Consider the following 16,848-nt stretch of genomic DNA (forward strand, 5'->3'; position numbering starts at 1 on the left):
AGAGTTGATTCGTTGCCGTCAACCTCTTTTTGGAAAAAATCCTTAAAAATCCGCAACTTATCGAGTTTCTGGGCCCCTCTGGGAGCGGTCGACCAGTCTCGACAGGGCGCGAATTCTGCCGTGCCTTTCCTCAATTTGCAAGCCTTACTTTGAAAAATATGCCTTGGGTACCGATTGCGCTAGTTATCCAGGGGCGAGGCATTAAATTCCTCGGTGTGATTGGCGGCGAACTATACTCATTACTCTACTGGGATTCTGATGATTCGCACCTTTTCCATTGCCCATTGCCAGGTCAGGCCTATCGTCCGGCGGCAGGCTTCTCCAGAGATATGGTGAGAATATATGGCGGACGAGCAGGACCAAGAGCGAAAGCTGCCGCAGGGGGAGTCTCCTTCACCGCTATCGGGAAAGCCAGTGCCGCAAGGGCCACTGAATTGGCTTCAGTACTTCCTCTGGATTTTCCTTTTAATACTGACTGTGCAGTATTGCACTAACGGGCAGCTTTCTGGCAAGCGGACTGAGCTAGCTTACAGTGATTTTAAGAAAGAGGTCGCCGCAGGCAAAGTTGCCAGCGTGGTTATCGAGGGGGATAGAGTCAGTGGCACTTTTAAGCCGGAGGCGGGCAAGCTGCCGGCGGCAAACACTGGCGAGAAGGAAAAAAAGGCCCCACCGTCAGAGCACTTCACAACCATTTTACCTTCCGTTCAGGACCCCGAGCTGCTTCCCCTGCTGGAAAAGGAAAATGTGGAAATTCTGGCGGAGTCCCCGGGAGGGGGCTTTATGCAGCGGATGTTGATTTTGCTGTTGCCCTGGATACTGATTATTGGGCTTCTGGTTTGGATGGGGCGGCGAATGCAGGAAAAGATGGCCAGTGGGGCTCCCGGCAGTCCCTTCGGTTTTGCTCGATCGCCAGCAAAGCGGTTTGAGCGCAGTGAGTCCCAAGTGACTTTCGATGATGTGGCCGGGTTGGCAAATGCGAAGAAGGATCTGCAAGAAGTAGCGGAGTACCTCAAGAGCCCGGAGCACTATCGCAAGCTTGGAGCGAAGATCCCCCGGGGCATTTTGCTAATGGGGCCTCCCGGTACGGGCAAAACCCTGATGGCGAAAGCGCTGGCCGGTGAAAGTGAAGCGCCATTTTTCAGTATTAGTGGCTCTGAGTTTATTGAGATGTTTGTAGGGGTGGGCGCTTCCCGTGTGCGGGATATGTTTGCCGAAGCCAAGAAAGATGCTCCTTCAATTATCTTTATCGATGAGATTGACTCCGTCGGCCGGGCGCGGGGAACGGGTGTTGGTGGTGGACACGATGAGCGGGAGCAGACGCTCAACCAGATCCTTGGTGAGATGGATGGCTTTGATCCCCAGGAAGCGGTGGTGGTGGTTGCGGCAACCAACAGGCCCGACGTTCTCGATGCGGCGCTGCTAAGACCAGGGCGCTTTGACCGAAAAATTACTCTGGACCTTCCAGACAAGGCCGCACGCAAGGAAATTCTTGAGATTCATTCCCGCGATGTCCCATTGCACGGCAAGGTGGATCTGGAGCGGCTCGCGGCCCTGACCGCAGGTTTTGCCGGCGCGGATCTGGAAAACCTGATTAATGAGGCCGCACTGTTGGCGGGGCGAGAAGATAAGTCCGCAGTGGATATGGATTGTTTATTGAGGGCGAGGGATAAAGTGGTTCTCGGTGGCGAGCGCGAAATGGTTATCAGTGAAGAGGACAAGAGGATTATCGCCTACCACGAAGCGGGACATGCGCTGGTAGCAACGCTATTGCCGAATGCAGACCCCTTGGAGAAGGCGACTATTATTCCCAGAGGGCACAGTCTCGGCGCTACCGAGCAGATTCCCACCGAAGAGCATCACAGTATGCAGGTCAGTTATCTCCGCGATCGTATCGGCGTAATGCTTGGAGGGAGGGTCGCTGAGCGGGTGGTATTCAAGGAGGTGAGCACTGGTGCAGAGGCAGATTTAAAGCAGGCGACGCGACTGGCCCGTCACATGGTGACGCACTGGGGGATGAGTGAAAAATTAGGACCCGTTGCTTTCCGCCGGGGAGAGGAGCATATATTCCTGGGGCGCGAGATGGCCCAGCAGAAGGACTTCAGCGAACACACCTCAGAGATTATTGATGACGAAATTATTGCTTTGATCAGCGGAATTGAGATGAAAGTAGATCAGTTGCTGACAAAAAATCGCAAGAAATTGGATGTATTGGCTGGGGCTCTTTTAGAAAAAGAAACCCTCGATGCAGCGGAAATAAATGAAATACTTTCCCATGTGGGTGCTGGTGGTGATGACACTTCTATTGCGCCGAAATAACTGTTGGTGTTAGTGGAAATTTATTTTCCAGCCAGACCCGCTGGTCAAATTTAATATATTTAAGTGTACCAGGTTAATTAAGTTTTATAGTTTTGCATCGCGGGCAACCTGAAATACAGGTGGGAATTTTCAGTCTAGCCTAGAAGCGTCGAGAGCGCATAAATTTAAAGGTAGACAAAAAGTTTTGTATTTTTTTGGCGGTTTAGATACATATTGTCATTGGCTTTTTTAAAAATAATCAATTTGCTATGTCGAGGAAGTCATTAAAGATGTCGCCCTTAAATAGTGCAAAATTTTATTTTCCCCAGCTCCTTTTATTTTTTTCTTCAATTTGAAAGAACTTTCCAGACTAATTGAGTTATTTTTACAGACATTTACGGTAAATAGACTTCCACACACGGTTGTGAGCCTGTAACCTGTCCATGTCACAGATTCACTACGAAATCTGTGCCTCTTTATCAGCGCGGTCTTGAATCGGAGCTTCACTTAGTCGGAGCCTCTTTATAGAGGTAGAGCGGTGGGGCCAGGCAGTACCGATTGCGATAAGTCCGTTGTTGTACATAAAAAAAATAAAACAATGGAGAGAAAACATGGGAAGTCCGTCAAAACCCAAGCAGCACTCTGCTCTGCTTTCCGCCTGTTCCGTAGCAACTCTTTGGTTAGCCAGTGGTATTAGCCCCAGTTATGCCGCAGAGGGAGCAGTCGGCACCCTTATGGAAGAAGTGCAGGTAACAGCCCGTAAGCGTGCAGACGCAGAATTACTTCAGGATGTTCCGGTAGCGGCTACCGCCTATTCCGGTGACCAACTGGAGGCTCTGCAAACCAGGGATTTACAAAGCCTTTCTTTCAAAATGCCCAACGTCCAGCTGGAGGATGTGGGTACTGTAAAAAATACGGCAAACTTCACTGTGCGCGGTCTTGGAGTGAATAGCTCTATTCCATCAATTGATCCCACAGTAGGGGTCTTTGTCGATGGTATGTACCTCGGTGTGAATGCGGGTGTTGTTACCGATGTGTTTGACCTGGAGGGTATCGAAGTTCTCCGTGGTCCGCAGGGCCTGCTATTTGGCCGTAATGTTACCGGTGGCGCTGTCGTAGTTAAAACAGCGCGCCCAACTGATGAATTCTCTGCTCGCGTCAAGGTGTCCACAACGGATAATCTGGATGTGGTGACTGCGGGTTCAATTAATGGTGCCATCTCTGACGATGTTAACGGCCGCCTGACCGTTTACTACAACGATGACCGTGGATGGTTCGAAAATGTTGCCACCGGCAATGATAATGCCGGTGCCTCTGACAGCTGGTTTATTCGCCCAAGCTTTAGTGTTCAGCTCAATGAAACGGCAGAACTGCTTGTGCGGATGGAGCACGGGCGTATGGACTCAGATGGGGTTGTCGCTCAAAACCGTGGTAACGAAGCTTATGTAGTTGATACTGGTAACGGTATTATTGCCTATCCCAGCGCAACCCAGATTGCTGAGGCATACGGTATTCCTGATTGGGACAATAGTGAAGATTCTTTTGAGGTGGCCCAGGACGAAGAGGGTTATCAAAAAGACGAGTGGTCCCAGATCATTACTGAGTTCAATAAAGATGTTGAGTTCGGTGATGGCACCATCACAAATATCTTGGCTTGGCGTGAGTATGAGGCACGGGGCTTGGGGGATATTGATTCCCTACCTTTTGTCGGTTTCCATGCGGACTCAAGCGTGGATCAGAGCCAGTTGAGTAATGAGCTGCGCTATGCCGGCCGTTTCGGTCGCACAGCCATCACTGCCGGTGCCTATTGGTTCTCTCAGGATGTAACCTACCTGGAAAATCGTTTATTAGCCGATGGTTATGGTGGCATTATCGATTGGACCGGTGGTGGTGTGCAGGATCACAGTACTTATGGATTCTTTACCCAGGCTGATATCGACCTGAACCAGGCCTGGGTGTTGACCCTGGGTGGACGCTACTCGAGTGAGGAGAAAGATGCGAAGATTGCCTCTATTCCCCTGAACCTCTGCACACTGGATGGCTGTGCTGCCTACGACTTTGAAGATAGCGAAAGCTGGAATGCCTTCACTCCCAAAGTTGGCTTGCAGTGGACTGTTTCAGACGAGACGCAGCTCTACACATTCTGGACCAAGGGTTTCCGCAGTGGAGGGTACAACTTCCGCAACGCAGGTATAGATCCGACCACAGGAATGCCTTATACCCCGCAGGCAACGGACCAGGAAGAGCAAAGCAGCTTCGAAATTGGGGCTAAGGTAGATTGGCTCGATGGCCGTGTTCGTACCAATATGGCGGTATTCCACAACACTATTGATGATATGCAGCGGGAGGAGAATCTCGCTGACGCAGTGACCGGTGTGGCGCAAATCATTCGAAACACCGCAGATGCGACAATTCGTGGTGCTGAACTGGAGACCATGGCTGCGCTCAGTGAAAACCTGCTGCTTAGCTTCAACGTGGGCTATGTAGATGGCGATTACGATAAGGTACTCGGTGACCTGAATGGTGACGGCCTTGTGGATGATGAAGACCTGGGTCTCGAGATCCCACGCCTGGCGCCATGGACTTATGGTATAGGGTTAGTGCACGATTTGTCTCTGGGTTCCTACGGAACAATCACCTCCCGCATTAACTACAATCATCGCGATGAAGCACCGTATACGGATGACAACAGAGGCATGCTGTCTGAAGTGGAAATGGTAGACTTTAGTATTGGTTATACTGCGGATAGCGGCCAATATACAGTTTCTGTATTCGGCAAAAATATGCTTAATGAAGTTACTGAAGGTAATGACACGCAGCTACCAGTTACCCTTGGTGGTATCGGTGCCAGCTTTACTCCGCTGAATAAAGGTCGTGTTATGGGGGTTGAGTTTATTTACGAACTCTAATCTCGGCTGAGAACTTGCAGCTTAGAGAAAGTACTTTTTAAGCCAGCAGACTTCGAAACGGCCAGTTCCTTTTCACAATTAAAAGTTGTGATGGGGCTGGCCGTTTTTTATTGGGTTGCATGTTGAATAAAAACTGCTTGATGATTTTTGATACTCTTGTTTTGTTAGCGTGGCAATAAAAGTGAACCTATAAAGGGGAAAAATATGCGGTTTATTGATCTGCCTACATTTGGTGGGCCTGAAGTCATGCAATTGCAGCAGATGGATAAGCCTGTTCCCGGCGCAGACGAAGTCCTTATCCGTGTAGCTGCAGCTGGGGTTAATCGCCCTGATATTGTGCAGCGCCAAGGGCATTATCCCGCACCTTCCGGGGCATCGCCGGTATTGGGATTGGAAGTGGCTGGTGAGGTTGTTGAAGTCGGGGAAAAAGTTGTGCGCTGGCAGGTGGGAGATAAAGTTTGCGCCCTGACCAATGGTGGAGGCTACGCAGAGTATGCAGTAGCTCCAGAGGGGCAATGCCTTCCGGTCCCCGCAGGCCTTAGTCTTATTGAGGCAGCAGCATTGCCGGAAACATTTTTCACCGTATGGACTAATGTATTTGACCGCGCGGGTTTAAAGCCGGGTGAGGTGATTTTAATCCATGGTGGTTCCTCTGGCATTGGTACCACGGCAATCCAGCTGGCCCATCAATTGGGAGCCCGGGTTTTCACTACTGCGGGAACAGAAGATAAATGCGCAGCCTGTGTGGCCTTGGGAGCGGAGAAGGCGATCAACTATCGGGATGAAGATTTTGTCTCCGTGGTGCGCGAGATGACAGATGATCACGGAGCTGATGTTATCTTGGATATGGTGGGCGGTAGCTATATCAATAGCAATATTCGTGTGGCCGCTAACGACGGCAGAATCGTGAATATTGCCTACCTGGCTGGCGCTAAAGTAGAAGTAAATATGATGCCGGTGATGTTGAAGCGACTTACATTGACCGGCTCAACTTTGAGGGCACGCTCGCCAGAAGTGAAAGCCGGTATTGCGAAATCACTGGAGCAAAAGGTTTGGCCGCTAATTGAAGCGGGTAAAGTGCGGCCGCAACTAGCCGCTGAATTTCCTCTGCATCAGGCGGTTGAGGCACATAAATTACTCGAGTCTGGCACTATCACCGGGAAAATCGTTTTAACCTTGTGAGGGCTTGTGGTTGCCTAGGGCGAGGAGTAAGTGGGCATCCGCTGAATAACGCCCTCAGGCACATCCCCGGGTTCACAATAGATTTTGCCGGGCAAGCGCTGTAGAGGTGGGCGGACTGTCACATCATCGCTCATCATTTCCACATAGGCTTTGTAGAGATTGCTGATATTGCGTACATACTGCACGGGCTCGGAGCCTCTCACATAGCCGTATCTCGCCCGTTTAAAGTATTGGGGCTGGGCCAGTTTCAGCATGGCGACTTCCACATTGTCGAACCACACATTGGGATCCAGTCCCAATTCTTTAGCCAGCCGTTGGGCATCGAGTAAGTGGCCGTATCCGGCATTGTAGGAAGCGAGAGTAAACCAGAGTTTATTTACGGTTGGCAAAGCGGGATTAAAGCGATCGCGCACCCAATCCATATATTTTACCCCCGCTTTAATACCTCTTTCAGGTTCGAACAGCGGCGGAGGAAATCCCATTTCCTCGGCTGTGGCAGGCATTACCTGCATCAACCCCTGCGCGCCAACTGGAGATACGGCTTTAGGGTTGAAATTGCTCTCCTGCCACATTTGCGCGACGATCATGCGCCAATCAAAATCGTATTTAAAGGCAGATTCCTTCACCAACTCATCGTAAGGAGAGAGGTTTTCTCCCGGTATTACCCGGGAACTTACTCGCTGGGTAAATCGTTTGTTCGGCTCAAAATAAGCCTGGTACTGCTTCTGGTACTGGCTCGTTTTTCTATAATTTTTCAAAAACTTATTCAAGTTCTGTAACAGGTGCCAATTTTGTCTTAATACCATCCAGCCCTGTGGACGCGGGTCACCGATAAGGGTTCCGAGTACCAGTTGTGGCTGAACGGATGCCTCAATCTTGGCTCGACCGGAGTGGGATATAGTCGCATCTACCAGCCCGTCGGCGATTAATGAGAAGATTTGTGACTGGGAAATATCTGGCGGCGCCACACGGATATCGACATCAATACCAGCTTCTTTCAGTGTTTCAGCGGTTTCAATAAATGATGAATAGGCGCGCAGGGTTAATTTGCGGCCATTAAGATCCTGAATCTGGGTAATAGGGGGGCTGCCTTTACCACTGACGATCTGGTCTGTGGATTCGACATAGGGCTTGGTGAATACCATGCCCTGGTCTTCACGGGCACTGGTAATATTGAGTTCGGCCCCGGCAAAGTCACCGCGACCCGCCCTCAGCCAGTCGGCAAGGTCTTCTTCGTAGGGGACAACAATAACCTGGAGTTGGAGTTTGTGCTTATTGGCAAAAGCCTGGGCCAGGTCGTAGTCAAACCCCATTAATACCCCTTTCCATAAGAAATAGGTTGTCGGCCCGTTATAAGTGAGTAGCCTGATTACTCCAGATTTTTTAATACCCTTCCAATCGGTAATGCGTTCTTCCTGGGATTTAACCAGGTTGCGGGTCAAAAAATTATCGAGAGTGGTATGCAGGCGTTTGGAGTCTTTGCGTACGCCCCAGGCAATATTTTGCACTTCAGATACATCTGCACCAATCCGCATGTCATCGCGGTAATTGCGCAAATCCTGGGCTGAAAAATCTTCCAAAATAGCAACACGGTTCTTTTGGCCATTAATGATATCCAGCAAGGTATCTCGGTTACCATTAATATCAATTTCTCGAATAGTTAGGTTTGAGTTTGGATTTTCGGCAACAAGTTGCTCTGCTGTTTCTTTAATAGAAGAGCCGGCGGGGATAATAAATTCCAGGTCCTTTAATTTGCTCGCATCTGAAATATCTGGACCCTCAGGACCAGTGACGAGTACTAACCGCGAATGGCGAAGAGGAACCGTGAAGTCAATAATTTCTTCACGGGCGTCAGTGACAGTCAGGTTATAGGCGATTACATCTGCCTGGCCATCGATCAGCATTTGCACCGCGTCATCGGGCGTTTCAGCTTTTATCCACTTGGGTTCCAGCTTTAACTGTTTGGCCAGTTTGTTGGCCAGTTCGAAGTGACGGAGGCTCACCACATCGTCACGAGGTAACAGGTCCTCGGAAGCACCGGTTAAATTAACGAACCGAATTGTGCCGTGTTTTCTTATGTCCCTAAGGTCACCGGTTTCGACGTAGTTGACTTGCTGTTCTTTAGCGGGGGTTATTTCAGGCAGTTGCCCTGATCGCTTGTCGGCATCCTGCGCTTCGGCAGCTGACATGGTGACTGATTCGGCTACTCCAGAATCACGATCTGGTTCCGTGCAGGCCGCAAGGGCAAGCAGTAGTACTGAAAGTAGTATCAAGGTCCACTGGTTGAGGTGGATAGCAGTAAATTCACTATCCATATATTGCTCCGAAGGCACTCTACCTCAACCATTATAGTGTCGCTTTATTTGCGCTCTTTAATTGTTAAAGAAATCAGTTCTCGATGGTTTTAACTTCTGCAGTGAAGTTCCCTTTGGCCAGCTTAATATGGACTTGCTGGTCGGTATCCAGTTCTGCACTATCGCGAATTGCGCGATTTTCTGAATCCAGAACAATGGCGTAGCCTCGCTGCAATACTGCCAGGGGACTGATGTTTTGTAGTAATTGGGCCCGGTGGGAGAGTTTGTCGCTGCCGCGCTGTAATATCAGTTGTATCGCACGCTCCAGGTTTCCCTTGAGTTGAATTAACTGCTTTCGACTATTGTCGAGTCGGCGTGTCGGCAGGTTGTGGGCAAAAGCTCTGGAGGCGGAATCCAATTGGGATTTGCGACTTTGGATTTGTTGTTGGCAAGCTGCTACCAGGCGCATCTCCAAATGATCCAGCCGTTGGGCCTGGTTGAGGAGCTGCTCCTTGGGATGGCGCAAACGGTTGCGTCGCAATTGAACCTGTTGAGATAAATGCTTCAGTTGGTTGTCCATGGCGCGGTGCAATCTGCGCTGGACCTGGTCAAGCCGCTGTAAAATTTCTGCAGCATTGGCGCTGGCTATTTCTGCCGCAGCAGAAGGGGTGGGTGCGCGCAGGTCTGCGGCTAAATCTGCAATAGTCGTATCGGTTTCGTGGCCGACTGCAGAAATAGTGGGAATAGGGCTTGCGGCCAGTGCGCGGGCGACAATTTCTTCATTAAAAGACCACAGGTCTTCCAGGGAGCCTCCGCCGCGACCGACAATTAATAAATCGTGGCGACCACTGCGGCTCGCTTTTTCAATCGCTGCCGCGATTTGCTGAGCGGCACCCTGACCTTGAACGGCTACGGGCCAGATTTCAATTTGTGCAGAAGGGTGTCTCCTGCCCAATACGTGAATCATATCCCGTATTGCCGCGCCTGTCGGCGAAGTGACAATGCCGATATTGGTTGGCAAAAACGGAAGAGAGCGTTTTCTGCTTGTGTCGAACAGGCCCTCGGCATTCAGTTTTGCTTTGAGCTGTTCCAGCTGGCGCATCAGGGCGCCAAAGCCGGCCTCCTCCATATGCTCAACGATTAGCTGAAATTCTCCGCGTCCTTCGTACAGGCTCACCCTGGCCCTGATTAAAACCTCGCGACCATTTTGCGGCCGAAAGGCGACACTGCGATTGCGACCGCGAAACATGGCGCAGCGCACCTGGGCCCGCGCATCTTTAAGGCTAAAATACCAGTGCCCGGAGCTGGGCATGGAAAAATTGGAAATCTCCCCACTGATCCATAGAAGGGGCACACTGCTTTCCAGAAGATGTTTAACTTCCCGATTCAGGTCACTGACCGACAGCACGCTGCGCTTGGCATTTTGACTAGGGGGAATTGTCTGCATCGGTGAATCTCGTCGGGCGTATTGGGCGGAGCAATATTGCAGTATCGCCTTTATAGGTAAAGAGCTTTACTGTACAAATCCGTTTTTCTGCAAATTGATGTTTGCGCTTTGGGCGCGTAGAGGTATAATCGCGCCGATACCCAATCCCGCCTATTCGAGGTTTGAGTGTCAACAATGTCTGAATCCAATCTGCGCATCGCGCGCGAAGCCCTCACTTTTGACGACGTCCTACTTGTGCCCGGATATTCCGAGGTCACGGCCAAGGATGTGAGTTTAAAAACCCAACTCTCCCGCAACATTACCCTGAACATCCCCATTGTGTCCGCTGCTATGGATACGGTGACGGAAGCTCGCCTGGCCATTGCGTTGGCCCAGGAAGGGGGTATCGGCATTATTCACAAGAGTATGTCGATAGAAGAGCAAGCTCTTGCCGTTCGCGCGGTGAAGAAGTTCGAAGCCGGTGTTGTAAAAGACCCAATTACTATTGAGTCCGATGCCACTGTGCGCGAGTTGATCGCGCTGACCAGTCACCACAATATTTCCGGCGTACCGGTAATGGATCGTGGTGATTTGGTTGGTATCGTTACCAGTCGCGACGTTCGATTCTTAACTGATCTCGACGTCAGTGTCGCCAGCATTATGACGCCGAAAGAGCGTCTGGTGACGGCCCACGAAGATGCGAGCTCCGACGAAGTGCGCGAACTGCTGCATAAACACCGTATCGAAAAGGTACTGGTGGTTAATGACAACTTTGAGTTGCGCGGCCTGATTACTGTTAAAGACTTTAACAAAGCAGAGCAGTACCCGAACTCCTGTAAGGATTCCGATGGTCGCCTGCGTGTGGGCGCGTCTGTGGGCACCAGCCCGGACACCGATGATCGCGTAGCCGCATTGGTAGAAGCCGGCGTTGATGTACTGGTTGTAGATACTGCCCACGGTCACTCCCGCAACGTGATTGAGCGCGTGCGCCGCATTAAGGAAATGCACCCCCAGGTGGATGTGATCGGTGGCAACATCGCTACGGCTGACGCAGCCCGTGCACTGGTTGAGGCCGGTGCGGATGCGGTTAAAGTGGGTATCGGCCCGGGCTCTATCTGCACCACCCGTATCGTAACGGGGATCGGTGTACCCCAGGTGACGGCAATTGCAGAAGTTGCCTCAGCCCTTAAAGAATTCGGTGTGCCCATGATCGCCGACGGTGGTATCCGTTACTCCGGCGATATCTCCAAGGCAATTGTTGCCGGCGCCTCATCTGTCATGATGGGTTCCATGTTCGCCGGTACCGAAGAAGCACCGGGCGAAGTTGAGCTCTACCAGGGCCGTACTTACAAGTCTTATCGCGGGATGGGTTCTCTCGGTGCTATGTCCCGCACCCAGGGTTCTTCCGATCGCTATTTCCAGGATGCGAGCAAGGGCGCTGAAAAACTGGTACCGGAAGGTATCGAAGGTCGAGTGCCTTATAAAGGTCCGCTGTCAGCCATTGTTCATCAGATGATGGGTGGTTTGCGTTCAGCCATGGGTTACACCGGCAGTGTCGATATCGAGATCATGCGCACTCGTCCTGAGTTTGTGCGGGTCACGGCAGCCGGTATGGGTGAGTCCCATGTCCACGACGTTCAAATTACTAAAGAAGCCCCCAACTACCCGGTGGGCCGACGCTAAGCCTTCGACCTTCCCCAGGTGAAAAAATTTAGACGGAACAAGCAGCAAACGGACCTTTAAGGTCCGTTTGCCGTTATTTAATCCAGTTATCGAGTAAGTCATGAGCCAAGATATCCATTCCAGCCGAATACTCATTCTCGACTTCGGGTCCCAGTACACACAATTGATTGCCCGCCGTGTTCGCGAGCTGGGCGTATTTTCTGAAATTCGCGCTTTCGATATGACCGAAGAGGAAATTCGTGAGTATCAGCCCAAGGGCATTATTCTCGCCGGTGGCCCCGAGTCGGTACCAGAAGAGGGCTCCCCGCGCGCGCCGGAAGCGGTTTATAACCTGGGCGTGCCGGTACTGGGCATTTGCTATGGCATGCAGACCATGGCCCATCAGCTTGGAGGCACCGTACAGGGCAGCGATATTCGCGAATTTGGCTACGCCCAGGTAAAAGTTGAAGGCCAATCCAACCTGTTGAGCGATATCAAAGATCATATCGCTGATGATGGCAGTTCCCTACTGGATGTTTGGATGAGTCACGGCGACAAGGTAGTGGCGATGCCAGAGGGCTTTGAGCTGCTGGCTTCCACCGATTCCTGCCCAATTGCCGGTATGTACCACGCTGAGAAGAATTTCTTCGGTGTACAGTTCCACCCGGAAGTGACTCATACCCTGCAAGGCATGCGTATTTATGAGCACTTTGTGATTGATATTTGCGGGTGTGAGAAACTCTGGACTCCCGCGAACATTATTGAAGACTCTATTGCTAAAGTCCGCGATCAGGTGGGCGAGGGCAAGGTGCTGCTCGGTTTATCCGGTGGTGTCGACAGCTCTGTGGTAGCCGCTTTGCTGCACAAGGCTATTGGCGATCAGCTGACCTGCGTATTTGTAGATAATGGTCTCCTGCGTAAAAACGAAGGCGACCAGGTAATGCAGATGTTCGCCGACAATATGGGCGTCCGCGTTATCCGTTCTGATGCGGAAGAGGATTTCCTTGGGCGCCTCCAAGGTGAAAAAGACCCTGAGGCCAAGCGCAAAATCATTGGTAATACCTTTATTGAAATTTTTGATCGCGAAGCTTCCAAGTTACAGGACGTGAAATTCCTGGCTCAGGGCACTATTTACCCAGACGTTATTGAGTCTGCCGCCGCTAAAACCGGCAAGGCACATGTAATCAAGTCTCACCACAATGTGGGCGGCTTGCCAGAGGATATGCAGTTTGAGTTGGTAGAGCCCCTGCGTGAACTGTTCAAAGACGAGGTTCGTAAGATCGGGCTGGAGCTGGGCCTGCCTTACGACATGGTTTACCGTCACCCCTTCCCGGGACCGGGTCTGGGTGTGCGGATTCTCGGAGAGGTAAAGCGGGAATATGCCGATATTCTGAGAGAGGCGGATGCGATCTTTATCGAGGAGCTGCACAACGCCGATTGGTATCACAAAACCAGCCAGGCCTTTGCTGTATTCCTTCCGGTAAAATCTGTGGGTGTTGTCGGTGATGGCCGTCGATATGAATACGTGGTAGCTCTTCGCGCGGTAGAGACTGTGGACTTTATGACGGCGCGTTGGGCACACCTACCCTATGAGCTGATTGAGAAGGTCTCCAACCGTATTATCAATGAGATAGAGCACATCTCTCGTGTGGTCTACGACGTTTCCAGCAAGCCTCCCGCGACAATTGAGTGGGAGTAACGGCAGAATCGAGGGGGTGCTTAGCACCCCTTTCTTTTTTTGTTTTGGGTTTAGCGTCTCATTTTCCACAACGAAGCCTTCTCTTTATTCGATCTTTAATTGGTACGGATTGTCGCTAAACGCCCTGTTAGGTTTTCGCTAACTCGTTGATTTTTTAAGCGTTTCCCGGGTTGTCTATTTTTTCTTCATGTTGTCACAATCTCCAAGTGGCGGGCCTTTGCGGCTTGCGGCATGAAGTTAGCCACAGAGATATCCACAGAATCTGTGGGTAGTGGATAATCCTGGATAGATTGGGGTTGAACTCGTGGGATAAGTTGAGAGGGTGGGAGGAGGGTGCCTCCCACATGGGTAGAGTTAAATTTCTCGGCGGAAGCTAATTAGCGCGGCCGTGACCGCCACATTCAGGCTTTCCACATCGTTTTGCATGGGGATACGCACCAGCTCATTGCACTGAGCTGCGACGGCATCGCTAACGCCGTGGGTTTCATTGCCCAACACAAAAATTGTGGAGACTTTACTGGAGACCTCTTTCAGAGTGGTTCGGGCGTGGGATGACAGCCCGCAAACCTGAGCCCCTGCCTCGCGGAACTCCCCCAGGGTGGCTGCCAATTTGTCACAGCGCAAAATCTGGGTTTTAAACAGTGTGCCTGTGCTGGCTTTGATAACCAGGGGGTCTATCTGTGCACAGCCTTTCTTTGGCAGGATGATTCCATCAATGCCGCCGGCACAGGCTGAGCGAATAATCATGCCCAGGTTTTGAGGGTTGGTTATGCCATCCAGGGCCAGAAGTTCATAGGTGTTTTTGTGCTCTGGGGCTGCAACCTTCTGTAAAAAGTCCTCCGCTCTGCCGTAGTGGGGCAGGGCCAGGTCGAGGGCTACACCTTGGTCCTGACGGGAATTCTTCGAAATCCGGGACAGGCCCTTGCGATCCCAGTAAGCAATTTCAATCTGACGCTCTTCCGCCAGGGTTTCCATTCGCTGGATTAGCTGGTCGCGCCGGTTGCTGCGGGCCAGATGTAATTTATGGACGGGTACAGATAAATCCTCGAGAGCCTCGAGTACAGGCTTGCGCCCATAAATTGTCAGGAGGCTATCGAAGAAGGCTTTTTTTTCCAGGTATTCGGAGGAGTCTTTCACCGCGTTGGCTCACTCAGCAGTTCGATCAATCTGGCTGCGCTCTCAGGTGAGAGCGAGCCGCGCCGCGCCAACTCTACACAGGCGAGGCCCAGATGGCGATAGCAAAGTGCCAGTTGGCTATCTACTGATGCAAGGCTTTCCACCTGGGCTCCAACGGTTTCCACATCCCCCCTGGCAATGGGACCTGTCAGCGACCTCTCTGGTCCCAGCTCCAAATTGTTTTGCAGAGTCTGTGAAACAATCGGCGCCAACAGGCGAAGAGCACTGTCCCGCTCTATGCCAGCGGCTGCAAAGCTTTGTAAGCTCAGGTCCATTAGGGTGGTGAGGTAGTTGGAGGCGATCACTGATCCAGCGTGGTACAGAGACTTGTTGAGGGGATCAATAGCCAGTGTTTCACAGCCAATGGCTGCAAAAGCCACAGAAATAACCTCTACTGCATGGCTATCCCCTTCGACAGCGACGCTGGTTTTGGCAAATGTTTGCAGTGAGGTTTCCGGTTCGGCAAAACTGTGAACCGGGTGAGCACTGGCAACCAGAGCGGGTCTCAAGGGGGCTAGTTCTTTAGAGCTGAGAGCGCCACTGCAGTGGAATATAATAGTGCGCTCGTCGACCAGCCCGCTATCGGCAAGTTTCTGCGCAAATATAGCGATTTCACTATCGATACAACCAATCAGCCATAGGTCTGCTGAAGGCATTGCTGAGAGGGAATCGACAGCATTGCCTGCACCGATAAATCGACAGGCACTTTTTCCACTTTCGAGACTGCGGTTGTAAATTGACTGTATCTCGAATACACCGCTCTCCTGCCACAGCCGCCCCAGGGTTTTGCCAAGGCGGCCCGCGCCAATAATATTGAGGCTTTGCATCAGCTACCAGCGAGGCAGTCGACGTAGGCGTTAACGGCATTCTCCAGGCCCATGCTGATAGCATCGACAGTAAAGGCGTGGCCTATGGAGACTTCCTGCAAGCCCGGTAATGTTCGATAGCGCGGTAGGTTAACCAGGTTGAGGTCATGGCCGGCATTAATCCCCAGTCCCAGCTGATGTGCGTGCTCAGCGGCGGCACAGTGGGCAGAGAAAATTGTTTCCAGCTCTGGGCTCTGTTTGGTTACGGCTTCGGCATAGGGGCCTGTGTAGAGCTCAATACGGTCAGCCCCGACCTGTTTGGCCAGGCTGATCTGGTCCAGGTCTGGGTCCATAAACAGGCTGACACGTATCCCGGCATTTTTAAGTTGATCAATTATCGGAACTAATCGATCTCCATCCTGTTTGAGGTCAAAGCCGTGGTCAGAAGTGAGCTGATCATTGGTGTCGGGGACCAAAGTGCATTGGTCTGGTTTGGTTTCCAAAGCCAGTGGTATTAGACCGGGGTAGTCCCCCAGGGGAGCGGCGAAGGGGTTGCCTTCAACGTTGAACTCTATGTTCTTGCGGCTGGCGCAGAGTTTTGCCAGGTCGCGCACATCCCCTGGACGAATATGTCTTTGGTCTGGGCGGGGGTGTACAGTCAGCCCCTGGGCTCCGGCATCAAGGCAAGTGCGTCCGTGGGCGATTACGTCGGGAAAATTGCCCTCGCGGGAGTTGCGGATTAAGGCAATTTTATTGAGGTTTACGCTGAGAGCGATCAATGCTTATTCTCCCTTGCTGTGTTCAGCGACTGTGTTGTCGCTGGTTGTAATTCGTTTTGCGGAAAGAATCCGAATCGGAGTATTGGGGGCCTCTGGGTGCCTGCGATAAAGGCCACGGGGTTCCCGCTCAATTTTTTCTACGATATCCATTCCCTCGATAACCTTGCCAAAAACTGCGTAGCCAGGTTTATCCTCGCTGGCATCCAGACGGGTGTTATCTACCAGGTTAATAAAAAACTGGGACGTGGCACTATCGGGATCGTTTGTGCGCGCCATGGAAAGGGTGCCACGCAGGTTTTGGAGTCCGTTAGCTGATTCGTTGGCGATAGCGTCGCGAGTTTCTTTTCTTTGGAAATCAAAAGTGAAACCACCGGCTTGGACGACAAATCCAGGCACAACACGGTGAAAGATAATTCCATCGTAGAAGCCGCTATCGGTATAAGCGAGGAAGTTCTCTACGGTGACTGGTGCTTGCTTGGCATATAGCTCGATACGAATAACCCCGAGATCAGTTTCTAGTTTCACCTGAGGGTTTTGGGCAAATAGCGGAAGGCTGAATAGAGTACAGAAAAGAAAAATAACTAATTTACGCATCATCCGTGTCCTTTGAGTGTCCGGGG

Annotated in this window: 11 protein-coding genes; 5 read left to right on the forward strand and 6 right to left on the reverse strand. The window is 51.4% G+C overall.

Features of this window, described 5'->3' with window-relative positions:
• The first annotated feature begins 342 nt into the window (after positions 1-342).
• The 3 genes from ftsH to ACJJIE_RS00480 all read left to right on the forward strand — a co-directional run bounded on the left by ftsH (position 343) and on the right by ACJJIE_RS00480 (position 6,386).
• Positions 343-2,316, forward strand: a complete 1,974-nt coding sequence (gene ftsH, locus ACJJIE_RS00470; protein ID WP_444893156.1) for an ATP-dependent zinc metalloprotease FtsH — start codon at positions 343-345, stop codon at positions 2,314-2,316.
• Between the two features lie 590 nt (positions 2,317-2,906).
• Positions 2,907-5,204, forward strand: a complete 2,298-nt coding sequence (locus ACJJIE_RS00475; protein WP_444893157.1) for a TonB-dependent receptor — start codon at positions 2,907-2,909, stop codon at positions 5,202-5,204.
• 204 nt (positions 5,205-5,408) lie between these two features.
• Entirely contained in the window at positions 5,409-6,386 is a 978-nt protein-coding gene (locus tag ACJJIE_RS00480) for an NAD(P)H-quinone oxidoreductase (protein WP_444893158.1), read from the forward strand.
• Positions 6,387-6,400: 14 nt separating this feature from the next.
• Here the strand turns inward: ACJJIE_RS00480 and ACJJIE_RS00485 are convergent, their stop codons facing one another.
• Together ACJJIE_RS00485 and xseA are read right to left on the reverse strand one after the other, a co-directional pair.
• A complete protein-coding gene (locus ACJJIE_RS00485; RefSeq protein ID WP_444893159.1) occupies positions 6,401-8,701 on the reverse strand; it encodes a transporter substrate-binding domain-containing protein in 2,301 nt (766 codons plus the stop codon).
• 73 nt (positions 8,702-8,774) lie between these two features.
• Entirely contained in the window at positions 8,775-10,127 is a 1,353-nt protein-coding gene (gene xseA, locus ACJJIE_RS00490; RefSeq protein ID WP_444893160.1) for an exodeoxyribonuclease VII large subunit, read from the reverse strand.
• Between the two features lie 174 nt (positions 10,128-10,301).
• Here xseA and guaB point away from each other — a divergent pair, with 174 nt between their 5' ends.
• Positions 10,302-11,789, forward strand: coding sequence for an IMP dehydrogenase (guaB, locus tag ACJJIE_RS00495; RefSeq protein ID WP_444893161.1), 1,488 nt, complete (start codon positions 10,302-10,304; stop codon positions 11,787-11,789).
• 100 nt (positions 11,790-11,889) lie between these two features.
• Positions 11,890-13,467, forward strand: coding sequence for a glutamine-hydrolyzing GMP synthase (gene guaA, locus ACJJIE_RS00500; RefSeq protein ID WP_444893162.1), 1,578 nt, complete (start codon positions 11,890-11,892; stop codon positions 13,465-13,467).
• 354 nt (positions 13,468-13,821) lie between these two features.
• On the opposite strand, the gene rlmB is transcribed toward guaA, so the two are convergent.
• From rlmB to ACJJIE_RS00520, 4 genes are read right to left on the reverse strand one after another with little or no spacing between them, the layout of a single operon-like run.
• Complete coding sequence (gene rlmB, locus ACJJIE_RS00505) at positions 13,822-14,604, reverse strand: 23S rRNA (guanosine(2251)-2'-O)-methyltransferase RlmB (RefSeq protein WP_444893163.1); 783 nt, start codon at positions 14,602-14,604, stop codon at positions 13,822-13,824.
• A complete protein-coding gene (locus tag ACJJIE_RS00510) occupies positions 14,601-15,470 on the reverse strand; it encodes a Rossmann-like and DUF2520 domain-containing protein (RefSeq protein WP_282933707.1) in 870 nt (289 codons plus the stop codon). The genes rlmB and ACJJIE_RS00510 overlap by 4 nt, the downstream gene beginning before the upstream one ends.
• Positions 15,470-16,228 (reverse strand): pyridoxine 5'-phosphate synthase, encoded by a 759-nt coding sequence (locus ACJJIE_RS00515; protein WP_282933706.1) that lies wholly within the window; start codon positions 16,226-16,228, stop codon positions 15,470-15,472. Before ACJJIE_RS00515 ends, ACJJIE_RS00510 begins: the two co-directional genes overlap by 1 nt.
• Before the next feature lie 3 nt (positions 16,229-16,231).
• Positions 16,232-16,825, reverse strand: a complete 594-nt coding sequence (locus ACJJIE_RS00520) for a peptidylprolyl isomerase (RefSeq protein WP_444893164.1) — start codon at positions 16,823-16,825, stop codon at positions 16,232-16,234.
• Positions 16,826-16,848 lie beyond the last annotated feature (23 nt).

It is taken from the genome of Microbulbifer maximicatervae (SeqCode) (assembly GCF_052467325.1).

Excerpts from the sequence above, each read along its gene's own strand:
- ftsH (WP_444893156.1), top strand. The coding sequence starts at position 343 with ATGGCGGACGAGCAGGACCAAGAGCGAAAGCTGCCGCAGGGGGAGTCT.
- ACJJIE_RS00475 (WP_444893157.1), top strand. The coding sequence starts at position 2,907 with ATGGGAAGTCCGTCAAAACCCAAGCAGCACTCTGCTCTGCTTTCCGCC.
- ACJJIE_RS00480 (WP_444893158.1), top strand. The coding sequence starts at position 5,409 with ATGCGGTTTATTGATCTGCCTACATTTGGTGGGCCTGAAGTCATGCAA.
- ACJJIE_RS00485 (WP_444893159.1), bottom strand. The coding sequence starts at position 8,701 with ATGGATAGTGAATTTACTGCTATCCACCTCAACCAGTGGACCTTGATA.
- xseA (WP_444893160.1), bottom strand. The coding sequence starts at position 10,127 with ATGCAGACAATTCCCCCTAGTCAAAATGCCAAGCGCAGCGTGCTGTCG.
- guaB (WP_444893161.1), top strand. The coding sequence starts at position 10,302 with ATGTCTGAATCCAATCTGCGCATCGCGCGCGAAGCCCTCACTTTTGAC.
- guaA (WP_444893162.1), top strand. The coding sequence starts at position 11,890 with ATGAGCCAAGATATCCATTCCAGCCGAATACTCATTCTCGACTTCGGG.
- ACJJIE_RS00510 (WP_282933707.1), bottom strand. The coding sequence starts at position 15,470 with ATGCAAAGCCTCAATATTATTGGCGCGGGCCGCCTTGGCAAAACCCTG.
- ACJJIE_RS00520 (WP_444893164.1), bottom strand. The coding sequence starts at position 16,825 with ATGATGCGTAAATTAGTTATTTTTCTTTTCTGTACTCTATTCAGCCTT.